Below are 18582 nucleotides of genomic sequence, written 5' to 3' on the forward strand. Positions count from 1 at the left end.
CTATTTTTTATAGCTATGAAAAAAATGGGGAGACAGTCCCCAAGCGAGAAGGAGCGAAGCGGAATCTCGCTTTGAGCGCTGCGGACTGGGCTCTGGCTGGTCCAATAAAATTGAAACAGGATTGTGACGCCAACTTCATTGGCATAAGAAAAAGGATTCATGGAAGGATGTGAAAACATGAAACGTGTCTTTTTGATTGTACTGGACAGCTTCGGCGTAGGAGAAATGCCGGATGCTGCCGATTTCGGGGATAAGGGAAGCAATACGTTGGCCGCAGTGTCGCGGGGAAAAGGCTTTGCCATGCCGAATATGGCGAAACTCGGACTTTTTTCCATCGACGGAGTGACTGTTGGCCCCGCGGTCGAAAATCCGGAGGGAGTCTTCGGGCGGTGCGCCGAGGCTTCCAAGGGCAAGGATACCACCACCGGCCATTGGGAGATTTCCGGAATCGTATCGAAAAAGCCGATGCCGACATTTCCGGACGGCTTCCCGGAAGAACTGCTGAACAAATTGTCGGAAGCTACGGGAAGAGGGATCCTCTGTAACCGTCCCTATTCCGGTACGGCTGTCATACAAGATTATGGCGAAGAACATGTGAAGACGGGGGATTTAATTGTCTATACCTCCGCGGACAGCGTGCTCCAGATTGCAGCCCATGAATCCGTGGTGCCGGTGGAGACCTTGTATGAATACTGCCGCATGGCGCGGAAGATCTGTCAGGGGCCTTGGGCGGTGGGCCGCGTGATTGCCAGACCTTTCGAGGGAGAGCCGGGACATTTTACCCGGACGTCCCGGAGGCATGATTTTTCTTTGGAACCGCCGGAGAACACGATGTTGGACTGGATCCGCGAGGACGGAAAAACCGTGCTTGCAGTGGGAAAGATCCGGGATATCTTTGCCGGGCGGGGCATCAGCGAATTTGTTTTTACCGGTGGAAATCAGGAAGGAATAGAGAAAACTCTTACTTACATGGACCGGGATTTCGAGGGGCTGTGTTTTACCAATCTGGTGGATTTTGATATGCTGTACGGCCATCGGAACGATGTGGACGGCTATGCGGCTGCCCTGACGTATTTTGACAGCCGGCTCCCGGAGCTGCTTGCGAAATTGAGGGAAGAGGATCTGCTTTTGATTACGGCCGACCATGGCTGCGATCCCTCGACAAAGTCCACCGACCATTCCAGGGAATACATTCCCATCGTGATGGCGGGGGCTCCTTTAAAAGCAGGTGTGAACTTAGGAACCAGGAGTACGTTCGCTGATATTGGCGCGACCGTCCTCGATTATCTTCACGTGCCCGGAGAGACAGCGGGCGTCAGTTTTTATCAACAGATCCAAAAGAACTAGGAAGGAGACTGGAGTATGGATAAGAAAGAAGTTTTGCGGAAGGTAGATCACACCTTGCTAAGCTCCACAGCGACCTGGCAGGAAATCCAGCAGCTTTGTGATGATGCGATCACCTATGAAACAGCCTCCGTCTGTATCCCGCCCTCTTATGTGAAGCGGGTGAAAGATTATGTGGGAAACCGTCTGCGGATCGGAACCGTGGTTGGTTTTCCCAACGGTTACAGCACCACGTCGGTTAAGGCCTTTGAGGCGGATGACGCGCTGAAAAAGGGCGCGGATGAACTGGATATGGTCATCAATCTGGGAAACGTGAAAAACGGGGACGACACCAGCATTTATAATGAGATCCGGACGCTGAAGATGCTTTGCGGGCAGAGAGTGCTTAAGGTAATCGTCGAGACCTGTTTCTTGACTCAGGAAGAAAAAATCCGGCTCTGCCGTGTGGTCACCGAGGCAGGCGCCGATTTTATCAAAACCTCCACCGGTTTTGGCCCCGGCGGAGCCACCTTTGAAGATGTGGCGCTGTTTGCCGAACACGTGGGACCGGGAGTCCGGATTAAGGCAGCCGGAGGAATTCGTTCCTTTGAGGACGCGGAGGAATTGATCCGCCTTGGCGCATCTCGCCTTGGCACCAGTCGCCTGGTGAAGCTGATGAAGGAGAAAAAGGGATGAACCAAAAGGCATTGGTTGAGGCCGCCTTTGCCATGCTCCCGAAAGCGTACGCTCCTTATTCCCATTTTCACGTCGGCGCGGCTCTCCTGACCAAAGACGGGGAAGTATTCACCGGCTGCAACGTGGAGAACGCCAGCTATGGGGCGGCGATCTGTGCCGAACGGACGGCTTTTGTCAAAGCGGTCAGTGAGGGAAAAAGGGAGTTTCAGGCGATCGCAGTGGTCGGCGGGAGAGAGGGAGCCGTGGCGGATTTCACGCCTCCCTGCGGGATCTGCCGCCAGGTAATGGCGGAGTTTGGCGGGCCGGATTTTCAGATTTTGCTGGCGAAATCCCCGGAGGAAATCCGCTGCCTGACTTTGGCGGAACTGCTTCCGGAGGCTTTTGGCGGAGCGCAGCTGGAAAAGGAGGATGGTTCCGATGCGGATGTATGATCTGATTGAAAAGAAGAAACGAGGAGAGGCTCTGACCGAAGCGGAGATTTCGTACATGGTCCAGGGGTTCGTGGAGGGAGAGATCCCGGATTATCAGATGTCCGCCATGCTGATGGCGATCTGCTTTCAGGGGATGACCCCGGACGAAACCTCGGCGCTGACCCTTTCGATGGAGCATTCCGGGGATGTGATGGATCTCTCCCCGATTCAGGGATGCAAAGTGGATAAACACAGCACCGGCGGCGTCGGAGACAAGACGACCTTGATTTTGGCCCCCATCGTAGCCGCCTGCGGCGGCCGCGTCGCAAAAATGTCGGGCCGGGGACTGGGCCATACCGGCGGCACCATTGATAAATTAGAGTCGATTCCTGGATTTTGTACCTCTTTAGACCGGGAGGAATTTTTCCGAATCGTGAACGAGACCGGGCTCTGTGTCATCGGCCAGACCGGAAATCTGGTTCCGGCGGATAAGAAGCTCTATGCCCTGCGGGATGTGACGGCAACGGTGGACTGCATCCCTCTGATCGCGTCCTCCATCATGAGCAAGAAATTGGCGGCCGGGAGCGATGCGATTTTGCTGGATGTAAAAACCGGAAGCGGGGCCTTTATGAAGACACCGGAGGAAGCGGCGAAGCTGGCGGAAGCCATGGTTTCCATTGGAACCGCGGCCGGCCGCCGGGTGGTGGCCATGATCACGGAGATGGATATTCCCCTGGGCCGCATGGTCGGCAATGCGCTGGAAGTGTCGGAGGCCATCGCAGTCTTAAAAGGCGGCGGGCCGGAGGATTTGGCGGAAGTCTGCCGGACCCTTGCGGCGGAGATGCTGATTTTGGCCGGAAAAGCGGAGCCGGGGACGGCCGCCCGCAAGGTGGAAGAGACCATTTCGAGCGGCAGGGCGCTGGACCGGTTGAAGGCGATGATCAAGGCCCAGGGCGGAGACTCCTCCGTGGCAGATCATCCGGAGCGTCTGCCCAAAGCTCTTTTTCACCATGAGGTAAAGGCGCCTGCAGGCGGCTATGTAAATCATATGGACGCAGAAGGGATCGGCCTGGCCTCCATGATGCTGGGAGCCGGGAGAAGCCGGAAGGAGGACGTCCTCGATTACGGGGCTGGTGTGGAGCTTGTAAAAAAGACCGGGGATGCCGTAAAAGCGGGGGAAATCTTGGCGGTGCTCTGGGCGGGAAACGAAGGGCTTTTTGCGGAGGCGGAGGCTCGTCTCCTTTCTTCCTATGAAATCAGCGGATGCCGTCCGGCGCTTCGTAAACGGATTTTAGCGAAAACCGATGTCAATGGCACCCGGTTCTTTTGAGCTGTAAATGTTATGAAAATTCAGCAGGCCATCCGCAAAAATTTTTGTTCCTAGGATGATTCCTGCCGGTTATCGTTAACTTGAATTGTAGCTGCAAACCCAAAATCAGGAAGGAAAATCAGTTGTAGAAACAGATTTTTTGTGATATACTATCTACTGGAAACAGAGTACGCTTTGTTTTCACTCAAGGAAACAGAAATAAATTTTTCCTGGGGTGTTCGCACATTCCTGTATTTTTGAACCTACATGTTGACCTTCGGGATTCCTATATTGCCGCATCGATGTCAGGCCTCCTTTGAGTGGAAGGCAGGAATGCGTGCTGCGGTTACCCACCTAGCTTTGCTAGGAGTCAAAAAACAGGAAAACGGCATTCTGGGAATTGAAAACAAGCGGCGAAACAAGCTGCACGAAGAATAGAAAACAGCGGATGCAGCAGCTTCCGCTGTTTTCTATTCCGGTGGTATGCCTAGCGGCAACGGCGTCCGCCGCGAACGGAAAAATATTTGCGATCCTGACTTCTAGGATCGGTCAAGCCTTCATACCTTGTCTTTAAGACAGGATATGGAGGCTTTTTTATGCGTTATCCCGGAAGAAGAAAGAAGAGCGGAGGAATGGTTTTTCCGGCGGTTGCCGCCTTGCTTATTGTTACGGCTGCCATTAATTTCTGGTTTGGCTCAGAGACGGCCGGCGCCGGAGAGGAGAGCAGCGAGGCGGTCACGGAAAACACGAATCCCTCCGGGAACGGGGAAGAGACACAGACTTCCCAGGAAGATGGACAGGACCAGCAGCCGCAGGACGAGCCGCAGGCGGCGGTGATCCGTGTCGCCTTGTTTGGTGATGACTACGGTTCCCTGTATCAGGAAGAAATCCGGATCAGTTCATCGGAAGCCTACACGCTGAGCTGGAACGGCGGGGAGCGGCAGATGCCTGGAGACTCTATTTTGACTCTGGCGCCGTCCGACGAGTGTTTTGCGGGCGGATCGGCCCGCATCCGGGGAACCGCCGGACTGCAGCTTTTGAGTTCCCATCGGGAATGCGGCTATCCTCTTTATCCAGGGGAGATGGAAGTGATTCCCGCAGAGGGGAAATTAGCGGTCGTCAATGAGGTATCCCTGGAAGATTATCTCTGTCTGGTCGTGCCGGGAGAGATGCCGGTTTCCTACGGGCTGGAAGCTTTGAAGGTCCAGGCGGTCTGCGCCAGAAGCTATGCCTGGTGCCAGATGCAGGGGTACGGCGTTCCGGCGCTGAACGCTCATGTCGATGACAGCACCAATTTTCAGGTTTACAACAACCAGGATTCCAGTGAGAAGGCCGACGAGGCGGTGAGGGCCACGGCAGGACAGGTGCTGAACTATCAGGGGGAGACGGTCAACACGTATTATTATTCTTCTTCCTGCGGCTCTTCTACGGATATGGATGTCTGGAAATCGGACCCGGCGGAATACCCTTATTTCCCGGCGGCCTGCCTCAACGCTTCGCGGGATACACCGGATCTGACCGACGAAGCGGCATTCCGCCAATTCATTGACGATCATACGGACAGCTTTGACCAGGAAGACGGCTTTTACCGGTGGCAGGTGGATCTTCCGAAAGACGCGCTGGAGAGCTCCGTCAACAAATATTTGACGGGACACAAAATGTCGTCGGTGGGTGAGATCGCGGCGCTGGAGGTGACGGAGAGAGGGGCAGGCGGTATCATTCGGGAACTGACCGTGACCGGGAGTGAGGGAAAGGCGGTTTTGAGCCGGCAGGAAGCGGTCCGCAAGGCGCTGGGGAATTCTTCGATGGAAATTACCCAGCACACCGGCTATGTCGTGAAGGGGTGGTCCATGCTTCCCAGCGCATTTTTCTACCTGGAACGGCTGGAGGAAAACGGATCTCTCAGCGGCTACCGGCTCCACGGAGGAGGCTACGGACACGGCGTCGGCATGAGTCAAAGCGGAGCGGGCGGGATGGCGGAAGCCGGATACACCTACGATGGGATATTATCCTATTTTTATCCGGGAACGGAGCTATTCCATATTTATTGAATTTTTATATCATTTCATTTAAAAAAAGAAGGCAGACAGATCGTCGAATTTTATTTGTATTATTGACATGATTCCCTATTTGGCATATAATCAAGACGTACTATAGGCCGGCCAAAAAATACAAAAAACCAATCGGCCTGTAAAATAAGGAGGATGATTCCAATGGCTAAGATTCAGATGAAGACGCCGTTAGTCGAGATGGACGGCGACGAGATGACCAGAGTTCTGTGGCAGTGGATTAAAGATGAGCTGCTGCTGCCCTTCATCGACCTGAAGACCGAGTACTACGATCTTGGGCTGAAGAAGAGAGACGAGACGAATGATCAGATTACCGTAGACGCTGCCAACGCGAACAAGAAATACGGTGTTGCTGTTAAATGCGCTACGATCACTCCGAATGCGGCTCGTGTAAAAGAGTATGACCTGAAGCAGATGTGGAGAAGCCCGAACGGAACGATCCGTGCGATCCTGGACGGTACCGTATTCCGCGCTCCGATCTTTGTTAAGGGAATCGAGCCTTACGTAAAGACTTGGAAGAAGCCTATCACGATTGCCCGTCACGCTTACGGCGATGTTTACAAGGGCGTTGAGATGAAGATCGATCAGCCCGGCGTTGCTGAGCTGGTATTCACCGCTGCCGATGGCACTGTTACCAAGGAGACCATCCAGAAGTTCGAGACTCCTGGTGTGATCCAGGGTATGCACAACATGAGCAAGTCCATCCGTAGCTTTGCTAGAAGCTGCTTCAACTATGCTCTGGACACCAAGCAGGATGTTTGGTTTGCCACGAAGGACACCATCTCCAAAAAGTACGATCATACTTTCAAGGATATCTTCCAGGAAGTATTTGAGGCTGAGTACAAGGAGAAATTCGAAGCTGCTGGCCTTACATATTTCTACACTCTGATCGATGACATTGTAGCTCGTGTTATCCGTTCCGAGGGTGGTTACATCTGGGCTTGCAAGAACTACGACGGCGACGTTATGTCCGATATGCTGGCTACCGCTTTCGGTTCCCTGGCTATGATGACCTCCGTTCTGGTTTCCCCGGACGGCAACTATGAATATGAAGCTGCTCATGGCACGGTTCAGAGACATTACTATGCTCATCTGGAAGGCAAGAAGACCTCCACGAACTCTGTTGCTACGATCTTTGCTTGGTCCGGTGCTCTGAGAAAGCGCGGCGAGCTGGATGGCATCAAAGAGCTGCAGGAGTTCGGCGACAAGCTGGAAGCTGCTACGATCAAGACCATCGAAGAGGGTATCATGACCAAGGATCTTGCTTCCATCACCACGATGCCGAAGGAGAGCGTAACTCAGGTTAACAGCGAAGAGTTTATCAAAGCGATCAGAAAGAATCTGGAAGCTGCTCTGTAAGAATTAGGATTGAAGCGCAGGATGCGGGAACGCATCCTGCGCTTTTTATTCAATTTTCACGCTTTTTTCAGTGGGAAGGTGATTTCAGGCCGGAAGATAGCGGAATCCGTCGGAATGCCGGGTTGCAACTTGACCGAAAATAGTGTAGGATAAAAGAATCAACCAATCGGAGTCAAAGGAGGAAACCGGATTGCTGTATCAAAATTGGATGCTGGGACACCGGGTGGAGCTTCCGGAAATGCTGGACGGCCGGGAGCGGCGAGCTCTGGTACAGAGGCGTCTTCTGGAAAACTACCAGAAAACTCTGGTTTGCTTTACTCTAAACATTGCGGGGCCGGTCAAGGTATTTCCCTTGTCCGAGGAAGCCTTTTCGATCGGGCGGCAGAGGATCGGGGACGCGCTGGAGCGGGCCGGTATGCGTGTGGTGGAAGAGGAAGTGCTGTCCTGCGCGTATGGAACGGAATCCTATTGGGTGGTGCAGGAGAACGCTTTGGAGGTAAAGCGGGTTCTGACGGAGATCGAAGAGAAAACACCGCTGGGCCGCCTGTTTGATATCGATGTACTTTGGCCCGATGGGAGTAAAGTGTCCCGTCAGGACATCGGATATTCCCCCCGCACGTGTATAATCTGCGGCGAACCGGCATCGGACTGCGCCGGCGGGCGTGTGCACTCGGTGGATGAACTGCAAAAAAAGACCACGGAGATCATTGCGGATGAGATCCGCCGGATTGGAGTGTCTCCTCAGATGGCCGGCCGGGTTTGCCGGATGGCCATGCTTCACGAGGTGTATACGACGCCGAAGCCGGGCCTGGTGGATCAAAATAACACGGGTTCCCACCGGGATATGGATGTGGAATTATTTGAAAAGAGCGCCCGCGTCCTGGAATCCTATTTTGTGCGCTGCGTTGAGGTGGGGGAGGAAAACGCCAGTTTGCCGCCCCATTGTCTGCTGAAGGAGCTGCGGCCTTTGGGGATTCAGGCGGAGCGGGATATGTTTCAGGCGACCGGCGGAATTAATACCCATAAAGGGATGATTTTTTCTCTGGGGATTCTTTGCGGCGCGTTAGGCCAGTTCCTGGGGAGAGGCGAGAAACCAGACACGGCATCTCTCTGCAAAAGAGCCGGTGAAGTGGCGTATCCGGCCTTGGAAAAGGACCTTGCCGAGCTGAAGATGAGACCGGCTCAGACGGCCGGGGAACGGCAGTTTGCGGCTCACGGCATTGCCGGGATCCGGGGAGAAGCGGCGGGAGGATTTCCTTCGGTGCAGGAGTACGGCCTTCCGGTTTTACAAAGAGAGATGGCGGCTGGAGCCGGTCTATACCGGGCGGGCGCAGTAACATTGCTGTATCTGATTGCCAATGTGGTGGATACCAATATGATTTCACGTTCCAGCTATCAGGTTCAGCAGGAGCTTCAAGACCAGGTGGCGGAGCTGTTGGAGAAGGACTCCTCTCCAACAGACGAAGAAATCCTTGCGCTGGACGGCCTATTTATTGAAAAGAATGTCAGCCCTGGGGGCTGTGCGGACCTGCTTGCCATTTCCTATTTCCTGCTGTTTTTGGAAGAAATCCTTTAAACAGAGGCGGGGAAATTATTCGGTGCCAGGTGATCCGCAGATCCAAATTGGAAGAACGATAGATCGGTAAACAAAAAGCTGCTTTCCTCGATGCGTTTTGAGGAAAGCAGCTTTTTAATTCCAATCCTTTCGCTTATTTCTTCGATTCGTTATTCCCGGACGGATTTCCATGCTTTCTGCGAAGGAAAACCAGAACCAGGACAATGCCCAGGGAAACGGCAAAGACGGCGCTGAAGACCGGCAGAGACAGCGCCGTGTCCCCGGTTTTAGCTCCCTTCCGTTCGGTCTCGGAGGTGGTAGGCGTTCTCTCTTTTTCTCCCGTGGAGGAGGCCGGATCGGATGATTCCTTGGTTTCCGGAGGCAGCGTCGGCGCGATCTCATCCGGATTGGCAGTGGATTCTTCTGTCTGGGACGTCGGTTCCGTCCCTGCCGCGGAGGTGGGTTCCGATTCTTTTTCGGAATCCAGATAGATCAGGGTGTAGGTGGAAAAACGGCCGGACCGGATAGTGACGGAGGTTTCGGAATGATCTAAATCTTCCAGAAACGTGGTGGTCAGCGCACCTTCGGACAAATGGGTGCGGAGAACCGCAAAAGAGCGTTGGATCGTTTCCGGCGGCATCAGGCTTTCCGGGATGGTGAAGACGAGTTCCAGAGGAATCTCCAGTTCATTAACCGTCTTTTTCACTGCCGGTTCGGTGTCATCGGCCCGAAAATAGATTTCTTTCTGGATGGAAACATCAAAGTGGCTTCCTATCTGATACTGATTCAGGGCCGGAGTCAGAGCGGCCAGCTCATCATCACCGACCTGTTCCTTGGCTGAGGCAATCAGCTTTACCACATAGCGCTCCGACGAACCATCCATTAAGTCCTGCGCCTCCGCTGCGGTCATGCCGGTAAGAAGATACGCTTCCTGGCCGGCGGAAAGCGGTGCAGACACGCCCTCAGTGACTTCCGTGCGCACTTCCACTGCAGGAAGCTGAAGGAGTGCATTGGCTAGAGTCTTTTTGGTTTCCTCGGAAATTGTTTTTTGTTCCTCCTCATTTAAAGCTTCGTATTGCAGCTTCGTATGCAGGATATTTCTGGCGTCCTGACTGGTCTGGACCGAATCCGGCAGCGTACCGGCCAGATCGGTCACGTCGCTGGCTGAAATCGGCTCGAATACGGCGTGAACCGTTACATCCTCGGAAGCCTTAAGATCCAGGTACGAGCAGATAATCTCTTCGGCCGGCCTCAGTTTGGAGGTGACGTCCACCCCGTTTAGAGACACGGATTTTAGTTGATAGCCATAGGCGGGGGTAAAGGTCAGGGTCTGGCCATCCGCCGGAAGATAGTTCTGGTCGGGTGTAATGGCTCCTGGGCCTTCGGTCTCTGTCCGCAGACGATAACCGGCGACTCCGGTAACCACGGCGGTTCCGGTGATCGGATCTGCCTTATAGTTCTCGGTGTCAGCAGGCGTATAGGTATAAGCCGCGGTCTGTTCTCCGTCTGCCAGCACAGCGTCCGGGGTATCCCAGATCAGCGTTCCCGGCGTGCTGCCGGGGCTTAACATCAGATTCAGTTCGGACAAAGGCGTTCCGATCAATGCTTTTTCCTGGAAAAACGGAGTACAGACGGGATTCGCCTTTCGGATGGTCAAATAGGTGGCAAAATAGTCGTACCATGCGCTCATAGACCACTTCCCGCGGTATTCGGGATGCGCCTTATCATACATTTGTACATAACAGACATACATTCCGGAGTCACTGACATTTTTTACCGGATAAACGAAAGGATCGTCGCTGACATAGAAGAATCCGCCGTTGTCCTTTAGCGTACAGTAGAGGAAGGTGTAGGGACCGTCGTCTCCGGCGAGAGGATGGCTGGCCGTGCAGCGGATATATTCGGTCTTTCCATCATAGTCCTTTGTGGGCGCTTCCTCGAATGTAATGGTAGGAGCGGAGAGGGAGCAGGAATAATAAAGGGCATTTCCCGTTACCACGCTGGCCGGGGTGATGACTTTTCCTCCCTTGCTAAAACTCCAGCCGGTATCATATCCGGTCTTTTCCTCTCCGTAAGCGGGAAAAGAAAAACTCGGATCCGGTTCCCATCCGTTTTCCGTCTGATCATAATGGACCGGACGGTTAAACAGAACGTCGCGGGTGGTCAGAGTCTGTTCTTCTGCATCCAGAAAGGCGACTGTGACCGGGTAGCCGCAATAAGTCCGGGTGCTTTTGACCAGCTTCGTGAGATCCGCGTCATAACGCTCTTTGGATGGAAATACAGCGGCGTTTAACTTGGCTCCCAGAAGGAAATTATCGGAATAAGTCACATTTCCGTTGTCCGGCAGGTAGATGGTGTGAATCCCGGAGCCCTGGAAAATTTGGGCGCCCAGATTCGCCGTGAGATCGGGAATTTTTACCCACCCGGATAACTGGGTACAGTTTTGAAATACGAAACCGCCCAGGGAGGTCAGGGCATCCGGAAGCTGAATCGCTGCGGACGTCTCTTCTTTGCCGGCCACTTTTACTTTTTGCAGCTGGCCGCAGTCCTGAAAGGCAGAGCCGCCAATGCCGGTAATCCGGCTGGAAAGGATCACCTCACTGAACTGATTTCCCTCAAAAGCGTGAAAATCTGCGATTTCCGTTACGGATTCCGGGATGCGCAGCGTTCCGGTGAAATGACATTCCATAAAGACCTGGCTGCCGAGCTTCTGGAAGGATGAATTCTCCGGAAGCTTTAACGCGCCGTTAAAGCCGCAGCCCCGGAAGGAGTTGTTTCCAATGGTTCCGACACTGTCGGGAAACGTGAGGCTTCCGGTCAGCGCGCTTTGGAAGGTAAAGGCAGTCTCGCCGACGGATTCCAGGCCGTCCGGAAAGGTCAGCGTACATGCCTCCATTTCACTGTACAGAGAACCGTAGGCGTAAAATGCCTGGGCCCCGATTGACTTCAAATGTTTGGCCTGGGAGAGATCCAGGCGGCGTACCCGCACCTTCTCGTACTTGTTCCCTAAAAAAGCTTGATAGCCGATCTCCGTCACAAAAGTGCCGTTAATTTCATCCGGGATAACAAGGTCGGTATATTTCAGCCCATTCTCTTCCGGCAAACTGTCCAGATAGGACTGCTGGAATCCGGTGATCGTTCCGCCGGAAACTGTAAACTGGGTGGCGGTATCCGCTGGTTTCTGGGCAAACTCCAAGGATTTTAGAGTATCTTCCAGGGAAGCTTCGGTTTCTGCGCTCCCTGCGGAGGAGGAAAGCGTAACATTCGGGGCGGCAGAGCCGTCCGTGTTTTCCACGCCGGAATTTTTCGCAGGATTCCCGCCGGCTTCGTTGTCCTGGTATTCTAAGGTGTCCTCTGGGCCGGTGCTTTTCGATGGGGTTTCGCCCTTTCCGGTATCCGGATTTTCTAATGTGTTTTCTTCCCCAGAGCTTACCGCGGGTTCTCCGGTGATTCCGGTATCCGGATTTTTAGAAGAATTTTCTTCCCCGGAACTTTCCGAAAGCTCCCCGGCCGTAGGTTTTTCCTTGGCGTCATCCGAAGGAACCTCAGCAGGGGCCTGGCTGGTTCCTTCCCCAGCCGGGTCAGGGGGCACGCCGTCCGCTTCGCTGGTCGGCGCTTGAGCCGCAGGTTTGTCTTCCTCTGCCCGGACCGGACTGAGCCCGGCAGCTACGGACAAAAAAAGAGAAAAGCTCAAAAGTACGGCAAGTCCTGCCGCAAATTTGTGTTTCATAGTTCCCCTCCTATTCTTCCGCCAGACAATCATTCGCCCATGTCTGATAAGCGGAACATCTTTATTCCATCATACCTCGTTTTCAATTTTTATACAATGACCGAAGTTTTGTTATGGTGACAAAAATTTACCGAAATGTATTTTGTCTAAACAATTCTTGGTCAATCCCCCAGGCACTGAAGCAGTAGGTTCCCAAGGGCGAGAGCAGCCTTGGACCGGTAAGCAGCCGGCGGATAGATTAAGCCCAACTCCAGGAAAATCCCCTCCGGATCCAGGGAGAGATAGGCCACGTTTGGGTAAGCCTCCGCACAAGAGTGGTAGGTGAATGCGAGTCCCAGGCCTTCCCTCGCCATAGCGGCGGCAAAGGCCGCGGTAATGTTGGTGTTCTTCACCAATGGTTCCAGCTTTGCATTTTTAAACTGTTTCCGACTGACACTGCCGAGAATCGTATCAAAATCGCTTAAAATAAATTCAAAACGGGCGGCGTCTTCCAGCTTAACCCAATAACCGGGGCCGTTTTCCTTGGGGCGGGCAAATTCCATCACGGGATGTTGTTGATTGGCGACGATCAGGATTTCATCCCGCTTTAGAAATTTGCTCTCGCATTTCAGCCTGCTTAAAGGCAGTGCGGTTAAGGCAAGATCCAAGGTTCCGTTCAAGAGATCTTCTTCCAGCGCCATACTGTTTTTTTCCACGATCTCCACATGGACGTTGGGATATTTTTGATAAAACAGTTTCAGCGCAGGAGGCAGCAGATAACTTCCCCGAAAGGAACTGATGCCAAGGGTCAAGCTGCCTCCTTGGAGCTCTTCCCGGTCCCAAAGTTCCCGCTGTACCTGGCGGTAATGCTGAAGTATCTGCCGGGCATGTTCGATAAAAAAGGCGCCGGATGCGGTGGGGCGCACGCCTTGGGAAGTGCGCACAAATAAGGTGATGCCAAGTTCCGATTCATATTGCTGCAAAAATTGGCTGAGACTGGACTGAGCCATGTACAATTTGTCTGCGGCTCTGGAGATGCTCCGCTCCTCGGCGATGGTGATGATATAGGTTAATTCTCTTAAATCCATGGGCACGGCTATCGGTTTTTCCGATACCTCCTATTCATTTTTTTCTCTTTCAGAGAGACTGGTTTCTAGTATAAAATGGGGACAAGTAAAAGTAAATACGTATTTAAATATATTATTTAGGAATGTATGGAAGCAGTAGTTGAAAGTTTTTCGTTCCGCGGGCGGAAAGCTTTTCCATAAGTTTAAGGAAATGTTCCATGAAAAAGGAGGAACCAATGGGCAAAATTACATTAAAAGGTGTCATTGACATGCACGTCCATTCCAACCCGGATATCCGGAAACGAGCCTACGACGACCTGGAACTGCTGGAAGCCGGAGTCCGCGCCGGAGCCCGCGCCATCGTCATTAAAACCCACCAGGGCGCCACCATGGACCGGGCTTATCTGTGCAACCGTTATAACGAGCGAGTGCACGGCGGGGACAATGATTTCACCATGTTCGGCAGTATTACGATGAACCGCCAGGTGGGAGGGATCAATCCTGTCGCGGTGGAAGTCGCCTTAAAGCTTGGGGCAAAGGTGGTTTGGCTGCCGACCCAGTGGGCGGGCAATCATCGGATCAAGATGGGGATCAGTCCGGACGGCTGTGTGGAAGTTGTGCGGGACGGAAAGATCGTGCCGGAACTGAAAGAGGTCTTTCGATTGATCCGCGAATATGATGCGGTGCTGGGGACCGGACATGTTTCGCCGGCGGAATGCTTTACCGTGGTGGAAGCAGCAAAGGATGCCGGTCTCTCCAAAATCGTGGTCACACACCCGGAATGGTCTCTGGTCGGGATGAGCCTGGAGGATCAGATTCGGATTGTGAAAGATTATGATGTGATTTTGGAGCACTGCTATGCGCAGCCCTTGGGGGGCGGAAAGTATAAGAGCAATCTGCCGGACAACCTGGAAGCGATTCGGGCCTGCGGATATCGGAATATTTTGGTCAGCACCGACGGCGGACAAGTGGAAAACCCTCGCTGGGAATTGGCGCTGGAAGAGTATATTCAGTATCTGGCGGATGCGGGGATTCCGGAAGAGGAGATTTCCTATATGACGCGCGAGCTTCCGGCCCGTCTTTTGGGTTTGGATCAATGAGATTGGATCAATAGGAGGGAAAAACAATGTTGAGTGTTGTGATTGTGGGAGCCATCGCGGTATCGGTTGCGATTGGGTATAAGACGAAGTATAATACGGGATTGTTCGCCATCGTGTTTGCCTATCTGATCGGCTGCTTTGCCCTGGGGATGAAGCCGAAGGCCGTCATTGCCGAATGGCCGGTCAGCACCATGTTCGTGATTTTCAGCGTGTCGCTGTTCTATAATTTTGCCCTGGTCAACGGAACGCTGGAAAAGACAGCGCGTTACCTGCTTTATGCGTGCCGGAGATTTCCCGGACTGCTGCCGTTCGCCCTTTACCTGGCCAGCGCCGGGATCGCAGCTCTCGGCGCAGGTTTCTTTACCGTCATGGCGTTTATGGCTCCGATCACGCTGCTGATCTGTGAGGAAGCCAAGATGGACAAGCTGGTCGGCGCTGTGGCCGTGAACTGTGGCGCACTGTCCGGCGCGAATTTCATGACCAGCGGCAGCGGCATTATTTTCCGCGGCCTGATGGATGAGGCAGGTATGAATGAGATGTCTTTCCACTACTCTGCGGTCATCTTTGCCGCAAGCGTGATTTTTTCTCTGCTGCTGATCGCTGCCTTCCGCTATATTCCAAAGAAAAACCGGAATATTGGAAAAGGCGTGTTCTTCGAGAAGCCGGAGCCTTTTACTCCCCAGCAGAAAACCAATCTGTATCTGATCATCGCAATGATCGTGATCGTGTTGATCTTCCCGGTGCTGCATATTATTCTGCCGGATGTGGAAGTGATTACCTTTATCAACAGTAAAATGGATGTAGGACTGGTTGCGGTTTTGTTTTCCGTGCTGGCTCTGTTCCTGAAACTGGCGCCTCAAAAGGATGTAATCGCAAAGGTTCCGTGGAATACGATCATTATGATCTGCGGGGTCGGCATGCTGATCGGCGTGGCCATTGAAGCCGGCACCATTGACCTTTTGGCCGCCTGGGCTGGTTCCAGTCTGCCGGTATGGCTGGTGCCGGTTGCCTTCAGCATTGTGGGCGCAATCATGAGCTTTTTCTCCAGCACCCTGGGCGTGGTATGTCCGGCTTTGTTCCCGCTGGTGCCTGCCCTGGCGTCCGCCACTGGGATCAACCCGCTGATCCTCTTTGCCTGCATTGTAATTGGAGCGCAGAGCTCGGCTATTTCCCCTTTTTCTTCCGGCGGCAGTCTGGTGCTCGGCTCCTGCGCCACGGAAGAAGAGCGAAATGTCATGTTCCCGCGCCTGCTGTTTTTGGCGGTTCCCGTCAGCGTGTTATCGGCTACGGTATTTAATACTGTGATGTCGTTTGTCCTGTAACAGCGCTCGCTTCGGTATTTTTGAGAAACGCAGAGGATGTCCTGTGGAAAAAGGACGTCTTCTGCGTTTCTTTTTCAAAAAGGATCCAGATTTTGCCTTGTGTCATGGGACGGGCTTTGTTATAATAGTTCTGTGTTGCTTTGTCTGGGAAGGCAAAGAAGGTAGGAAGGGAGATTTCATGCAGGAAGAATTAAAATTTGCAGTCCTGATTGATGCGGACAATATTTCCAATAAATACATTAAAATAATTTTGGATGAGATCGCAAATTACGGGATTGCCACTTATAAAAGAATTTACGGAGACTGGACGGATACCCGTCTGGGCTCGTGGAAGCCGGTGCTTCTCGACAATTCCATTGTGCCGATTCAGCAGTACAGTTACACCACCGGGAAAAACTCGACGGATTCTGCGATGATCATTGACGCGATGGATATTCTGTACTCCAAAAGCGTACAGGGATTTTGCATCGTCTCATCGGACAGCGATTTCACCCGCCTTGTGGCAAGGCTGCGGGAGTCCGGCATGAATGTGATCGGGATGGGGGAGAGCAAGACGCCCAAGCCCTTTATCGCCGCCTGCAACCAGTTCAAGTATCTGGATATCCTGCTGGCCAACGCCAATAAAGCCGAGAAAAAGGCCCAGGCACCGTCTCCGGCGGCTCCGGCGAAGGAAAAGGAGAAAGAGCGGGAGAAGGAAAAGGAGCGCTTTCGGACACCTGCCAAGCAGGAGCTAAAGATGGCGGAAATCCCGGAAGAGGAAAAGCCCGCGGAACCAAAGACAAATCTGGAGATGATCAAACAGGCGATCCGTTCCCTGGTGGAAGAAGGGTCGGATGAGGATGGCTGGATGTTTTCCGCGGATCTGGGAAATCAGCTGGCAAAACGGTTTCCTGATTTTGACGTCCGGAATTTTGGCTTTACAAAGCTGACGCCGTTTATCGAGTCCCTGAAAATATTTGAAGTCAAGCGGACCCGTTCCAGCGGCAACCGGAACGTACAGCTGGTTTACGTGCGGAACCGGCCGGTAGAATAAAACGAATCTCGCCGGAGAAGGCTTTCTTCCCCGGCATTTTTGTTGGCTTTTGCTGTTTCTTGTGAAAATTTGGCGAGACCGGCAATCGGATGGTTGACATGCTTCGCCAGGAAATGCTAAGATAAGGAGTCGTAGAAAACAAATATGGCTCGCATTTAGGAGGAAAGAAAATGGGTGGCTTTTTTGGAGTTGCCTCGAAAGAGGACTGCGTCTTTGACCTCTTTTTCGGCACCGATTATCATTCGCATTTGGGAACACGCCGCGGCGGCCTTGCCGTCTACGGGGAAAACGGTTTTGACCGTGCAATTCATAATATAGAAAATTCTCCTTTCCGCACCAAGTTTGAAAAGGATATCAATAAAATGACCGGAACCATGGGGATCGGCTGTATCTCCGACTATGAGCCGCAGCCCTTGATCGTCCGGTCTCACCATGGCACTTACGCGATCACGACGGTCGGCAAGATCAACAACAGCCAGACCATCGTCGATACCTTGTTCCAAAACGGATTTTCCCATTTCCTGGAAATGAGCGGAGGGGATATCAATCCGACGGAGCTGGTGGCTTCGATCATCAACCAGAAAGAGCACCTGGTGGATGGAATCCGTTATGCGCAGGAGTTGATTGAAGGCTCTATGACCATCCTGCTGATGACGCCGAAGGGAATCTATGCGGCCCGCGACCGGCTGGGGCGCACTCCGGTGGCGATCGGTAAGAAAGAGGGAGCCCACTGCGTCTGTTTTGAAAGCTTTGCCTATCTGAATCTCGGCTACACCGTGGAGCGGGAGCTGGGTCCGGGGGAGATTGTGGTGATTACCCCGGATCACGTGCAGACGCTGGCGGAGCCGGGAAAGGATATGAAGATCTGCACGTTCCTTTGGATCTATTACGGGTATCCATCCTCTTCCTATGAGGGAATCAGCGTGGAGGAGATGCGGTACCGCTGCGGCGCCAAGTTGGCGGCCCGCGATGACGCCGGGCCGGATATTGTGGCAGGGGTTCCGGATTCCGGCACGCCTCACGCGATCGGCTACGCGAATGAATCCGGGATTCCATTTTCCCGGCCCTTTATCAAATATACGCCTACCTGGCCCCGTTCCTTTATGCCGTCGATTCAGAGCAAGCGGAACTTGATCGCCAAGATGAAACTGATCCCAGTACACGATCTGATCCAGGGAAAGAGCCTGCTTTTGATCGACGATTCCATCGTCCGCGGCACGCAGCTGCGGGAGACCACGGAATTTTTATATCAAAGCGGGGCCAAAGAGGTCCATATCCGTCCGGCTTGTCCGCCGTTGCTGTACGGCTGCAAATATTTAAATTTTTCCCGTTCTACCTCGGAGATGGATCTGATCACGAGACGGGTCATCGAGAAGCTGGAAGGCGGGGACGTGACGGACGAAGTTCTGGAAAAGTACACGGATCCGGATTCGGAAGAGTATGCGGCGATGCTGGAGGAAATCCGCAAGGAGCTGAATTTCACCTCCCTGCGCTATCACCGTCTGGACGATATGATTGAGTCTGTGGGGCTGGATCCCTGCAAACTCTGCACCTATTGCTGGAACGGAAAAGAGTAAAATCGATACGGCACAGCTTTTCGACTGCCTTTTACCTGTGTGTTTGCCTGTAG

General features: G+C 53.2%; 13 protein-coding genes and 1 other RNA gene. 12 read left to right on the forward strand and 2 right to left on the reverse strand.

The annotated features are described in order from the left end of the window. Positions 1–177 precede the first annotated feature (177 nt). From MUB23_RS10440 to citG, 8 genes are all read left to right on the forward strand, one after another. Positions 178–1347 (forward strand): phosphopentomutase, encoded by a 1170-nt coding sequence (locus MUB23_RS10440; RefSeq protein ID WP_244800425.1) that lies wholly within the window; start codon positions 178–180, stop codon positions 1345–1347. Positions 1348–1362: 15 nt separating this feature from the next. Then, positions 1363–2019 (forward strand): deoxyribose-phosphate aldolase, encoded by a 657-nt coding sequence (deoC, locus tag MUB23_RS10445; RefSeq protein ID WP_244800426.1) that lies wholly within the window; start codon positions 1363–1365, stop codon positions 2017–2019. After that, positions 2016–2450, forward strand: coding sequence for a cytidine deaminase (locus MUB23_RS10450; RefSeq protein ID WP_244800427.1), 435 nt, complete (start codon positions 2016–2018; stop codon positions 2448–2450). The genes deoC and MUB23_RS10450 overlap by 4 nt, the downstream gene beginning before the upstream one ends. Next, a complete protein-coding gene (locus MUB23_RS10455) occupies positions 2437–3759 on the forward strand; it encodes a pyrimidine-nucleoside phosphorylase (protein WP_244800428.1) in 1323 nt (440 codons plus the stop codon). The genes MUB23_RS10450 and MUB23_RS10455 overlap by 14 nt, the downstream gene beginning before the upstream one ends. 203 nt (positions 3760–3962) lie before the next feature. Continuing rightward, positions 3963–4142: non-coding RNA, 6S RNA (gene ssrS / locus MUB23_RS10460), on the forward strand. A gap of 192 nt (positions 4143–4334) precedes the next feature. After that, positions 4335–5789 (forward strand): SpoIID/LytB domain-containing protein, encoded by a 1455-nt coding sequence (locus tag MUB23_RS10465; protein WP_244800429.1) that lies wholly within the window; start codon positions 4335–4337, stop codon positions 5787–5789. A gap of 162 nt (positions 5790–5951) precedes the next feature. Continuing rightward, positions 5952–7166: an NADP-dependent isocitrate dehydrogenase gene (locus MUB23_RS10470; protein WP_244800430.1), complete on the forward strand. Its 1215-nt coding sequence runs from the start codon at positions 5952–5954 to the stop codon at positions 7164–7166. Positions 7167–7356: 190 nt separating this feature from the next. Further along, the gene (gene citG / locus MUB23_RS10475) at positions 7357–8742 is read left to right on the forward strand and encodes a triphosphoribosyl-dephospho-CoA synthase CitG (RefSeq protein ID WP_244800431.1); all 1386 of its coding nucleotides are present in this window, start codon (positions 7357–7359) and stop codon (positions 8740–8742) included. A gap of 133 nt (positions 8743–8875) precedes the next feature. Here citG and MUB23_RS10480 read toward each other — a convergent pair whose 3' ends face one another. Both MUB23_RS10480 and MUB23_RS10485 read right to left on the reverse strand, forming a co-directional pair. Continuing rightward, on the reverse strand, positions 8876–12451 hold the full coding sequence (locus MUB23_RS10480) for a leucine-rich repeat protein (protein ID WP_244800432.1): 3576 nt from the start codon (positions 12449–12451) through the stop codon (positions 8876–8878). A 161-nt stretch (positions 12452–12612) separates the two neighbouring features. Next, positions 12613–13518 carry a LysR family transcriptional regulator gene (locus MUB23_RS10485; protein WP_244800433.1) on the reverse strand — a complete coding sequence of 302 codons (906 nt, stop codon included), beginning with the start codon at positions 13516–13518 and terminating at the stop codon, positions 12613–12615. A 215-nt stretch (positions 13519–13733) separates the two neighbouring features. Here MUB23_RS10485 and MUB23_RS10490 point away from each other — a divergent pair, with 215 nt between their 5' ends. The 4 genes from MUB23_RS10490 to MUB23_RS10505 all read left to right on the forward strand — a co-directional run bounded on the left by MUB23_RS10490 (position 13734) and on the right by MUB23_RS10505 (position 18529). Next, complete coding sequence (locus MUB23_RS10490) at positions 13734–14597, forward strand: DUF6282 family protein (RefSeq protein ID WP_244800434.1); 864 nt, start codon at positions 13734–13736, stop codon at positions 14595–14597. Between the two features lie 26 nt (positions 14598–14623). Then, on the forward strand, positions 14624–15919 hold the full coding sequence (locus MUB23_RS10495; protein ID WP_244800435.1) for an SLC13 family permease: 1296 nt from the start codon (positions 14624–14626) through the stop codon (positions 15917–15919). A 178-nt stretch (positions 15920–16097) separates the two neighbouring features. Next, the gene (locus MUB23_RS10500) at positions 16098–16952 is read left to right on the forward strand and encodes an NYN domain-containing protein (RefSeq protein ID WP_244800436.1); all 855 of its coding nucleotides are present in this window, start codon (positions 16098–16100) and stop codon (positions 16950–16952) included. A 170-nt stretch (positions 16953–17122) separates the two neighbouring features. After that, the gene (locus tag MUB23_RS10505) at positions 17123–18529 is read left to right on the forward strand and encodes an amidophosphoribosyltransferase (RefSeq protein WP_244800437.1); all 1407 of its coding nucleotides are present in this window, start codon (positions 17123–17125) and stop codon (positions 18527–18529) included. Positions 18530–18582 lie beyond the last annotated feature (53 nt).

The organism is Cuneatibacter sp. NSJ-177 (assembly GCF_022867805.1).
Taxonomy (GTDB): domain Bacteria; phylum Bacillota; class Clostridia; order Lachnospirales; family Lachnospiraceae; genus Pseudolachnospira.

Excerpts from the sequence above, each read along its gene's own strand:
- MUB23_RS10440 (WP_244800425.1), top strand. The coding sequence starts at position 178 with ATGAAACGTGTCTTTTTGATTGTACTGGACAGCTTCGGCGTAGGAGAA.
- deoC (WP_244800426.1), top strand. The coding sequence starts at position 1,363 with ATGGATAAGAAAGAAGTTTTGCGGAAGGTAGATCACACCTTGCTAAGC.
- MUB23_RS10450 (WP_244800427.1), top strand. The coding sequence starts at position 2,016 with ATGAACCAAAAGGCATTGGTTGAGGCCGCCTTTGCCATGCTCCCGAAA.
- MUB23_RS10455 (WP_244800428.1), top strand. The coding sequence starts at position 2,437 with ATGCGGATGTATGATCTGATTGAAAAGAAGAAACGAGGAGAGGCTCTG.
- MUB23_RS10465 (WP_244800429.1), top strand. The coding sequence starts at position 4,335 with ATGCGTTATCCCGGAAGAAGAAAGAAGAGCGGAGGAATGGTTTTTCCG.
- MUB23_RS10470 (WP_244800430.1), top strand. The coding sequence starts at position 5,952 with ATGGCTAAGATTCAGATGAAGACGCCGTTAGTCGAGATGGACGGCGAC.
- MUB23_RS10480 (WP_244800432.1), bottom strand. The coding sequence starts at position 12,451 with ATGAAACACAAATTTGCGGCAGGACTTGCCGTACTTTTGAGCTTTTCT.
- MUB23_RS10485 (WP_244800433.1), bottom strand. The coding sequence starts at position 13,518 with ATGGATTTAAGAGAATTAACCTATATCATCACCATCGCCGAGGAGCGG.
- MUB23_RS10490 (WP_244800434.1), top strand. The coding sequence starts at position 13,734 with ATGGGCAAAATTACATTAAAAGGTGTCATTGACATGCACGTCCATTCC.
- MUB23_RS10495 (WP_244800435.1), top strand. The coding sequence starts at position 14,624 with ATGTTGAGTGTTGTGATTGTGGGAGCCATCGCGGTATCGGTTGCGATT.
- MUB23_RS10500 (WP_244800436.1), top strand. The coding sequence starts at position 16,098 with ATGCAGGAAGAATTAAAATTTGCAGTCCTGATTGATGCGGACAATATT.
- MUB23_RS10505 (WP_244800437.1), top strand. The coding sequence starts at position 17,123 with ATGGGTGGCTTTTTTGGAGTTGCCTCGAAAGAGGACTGCGTCTTTGAC.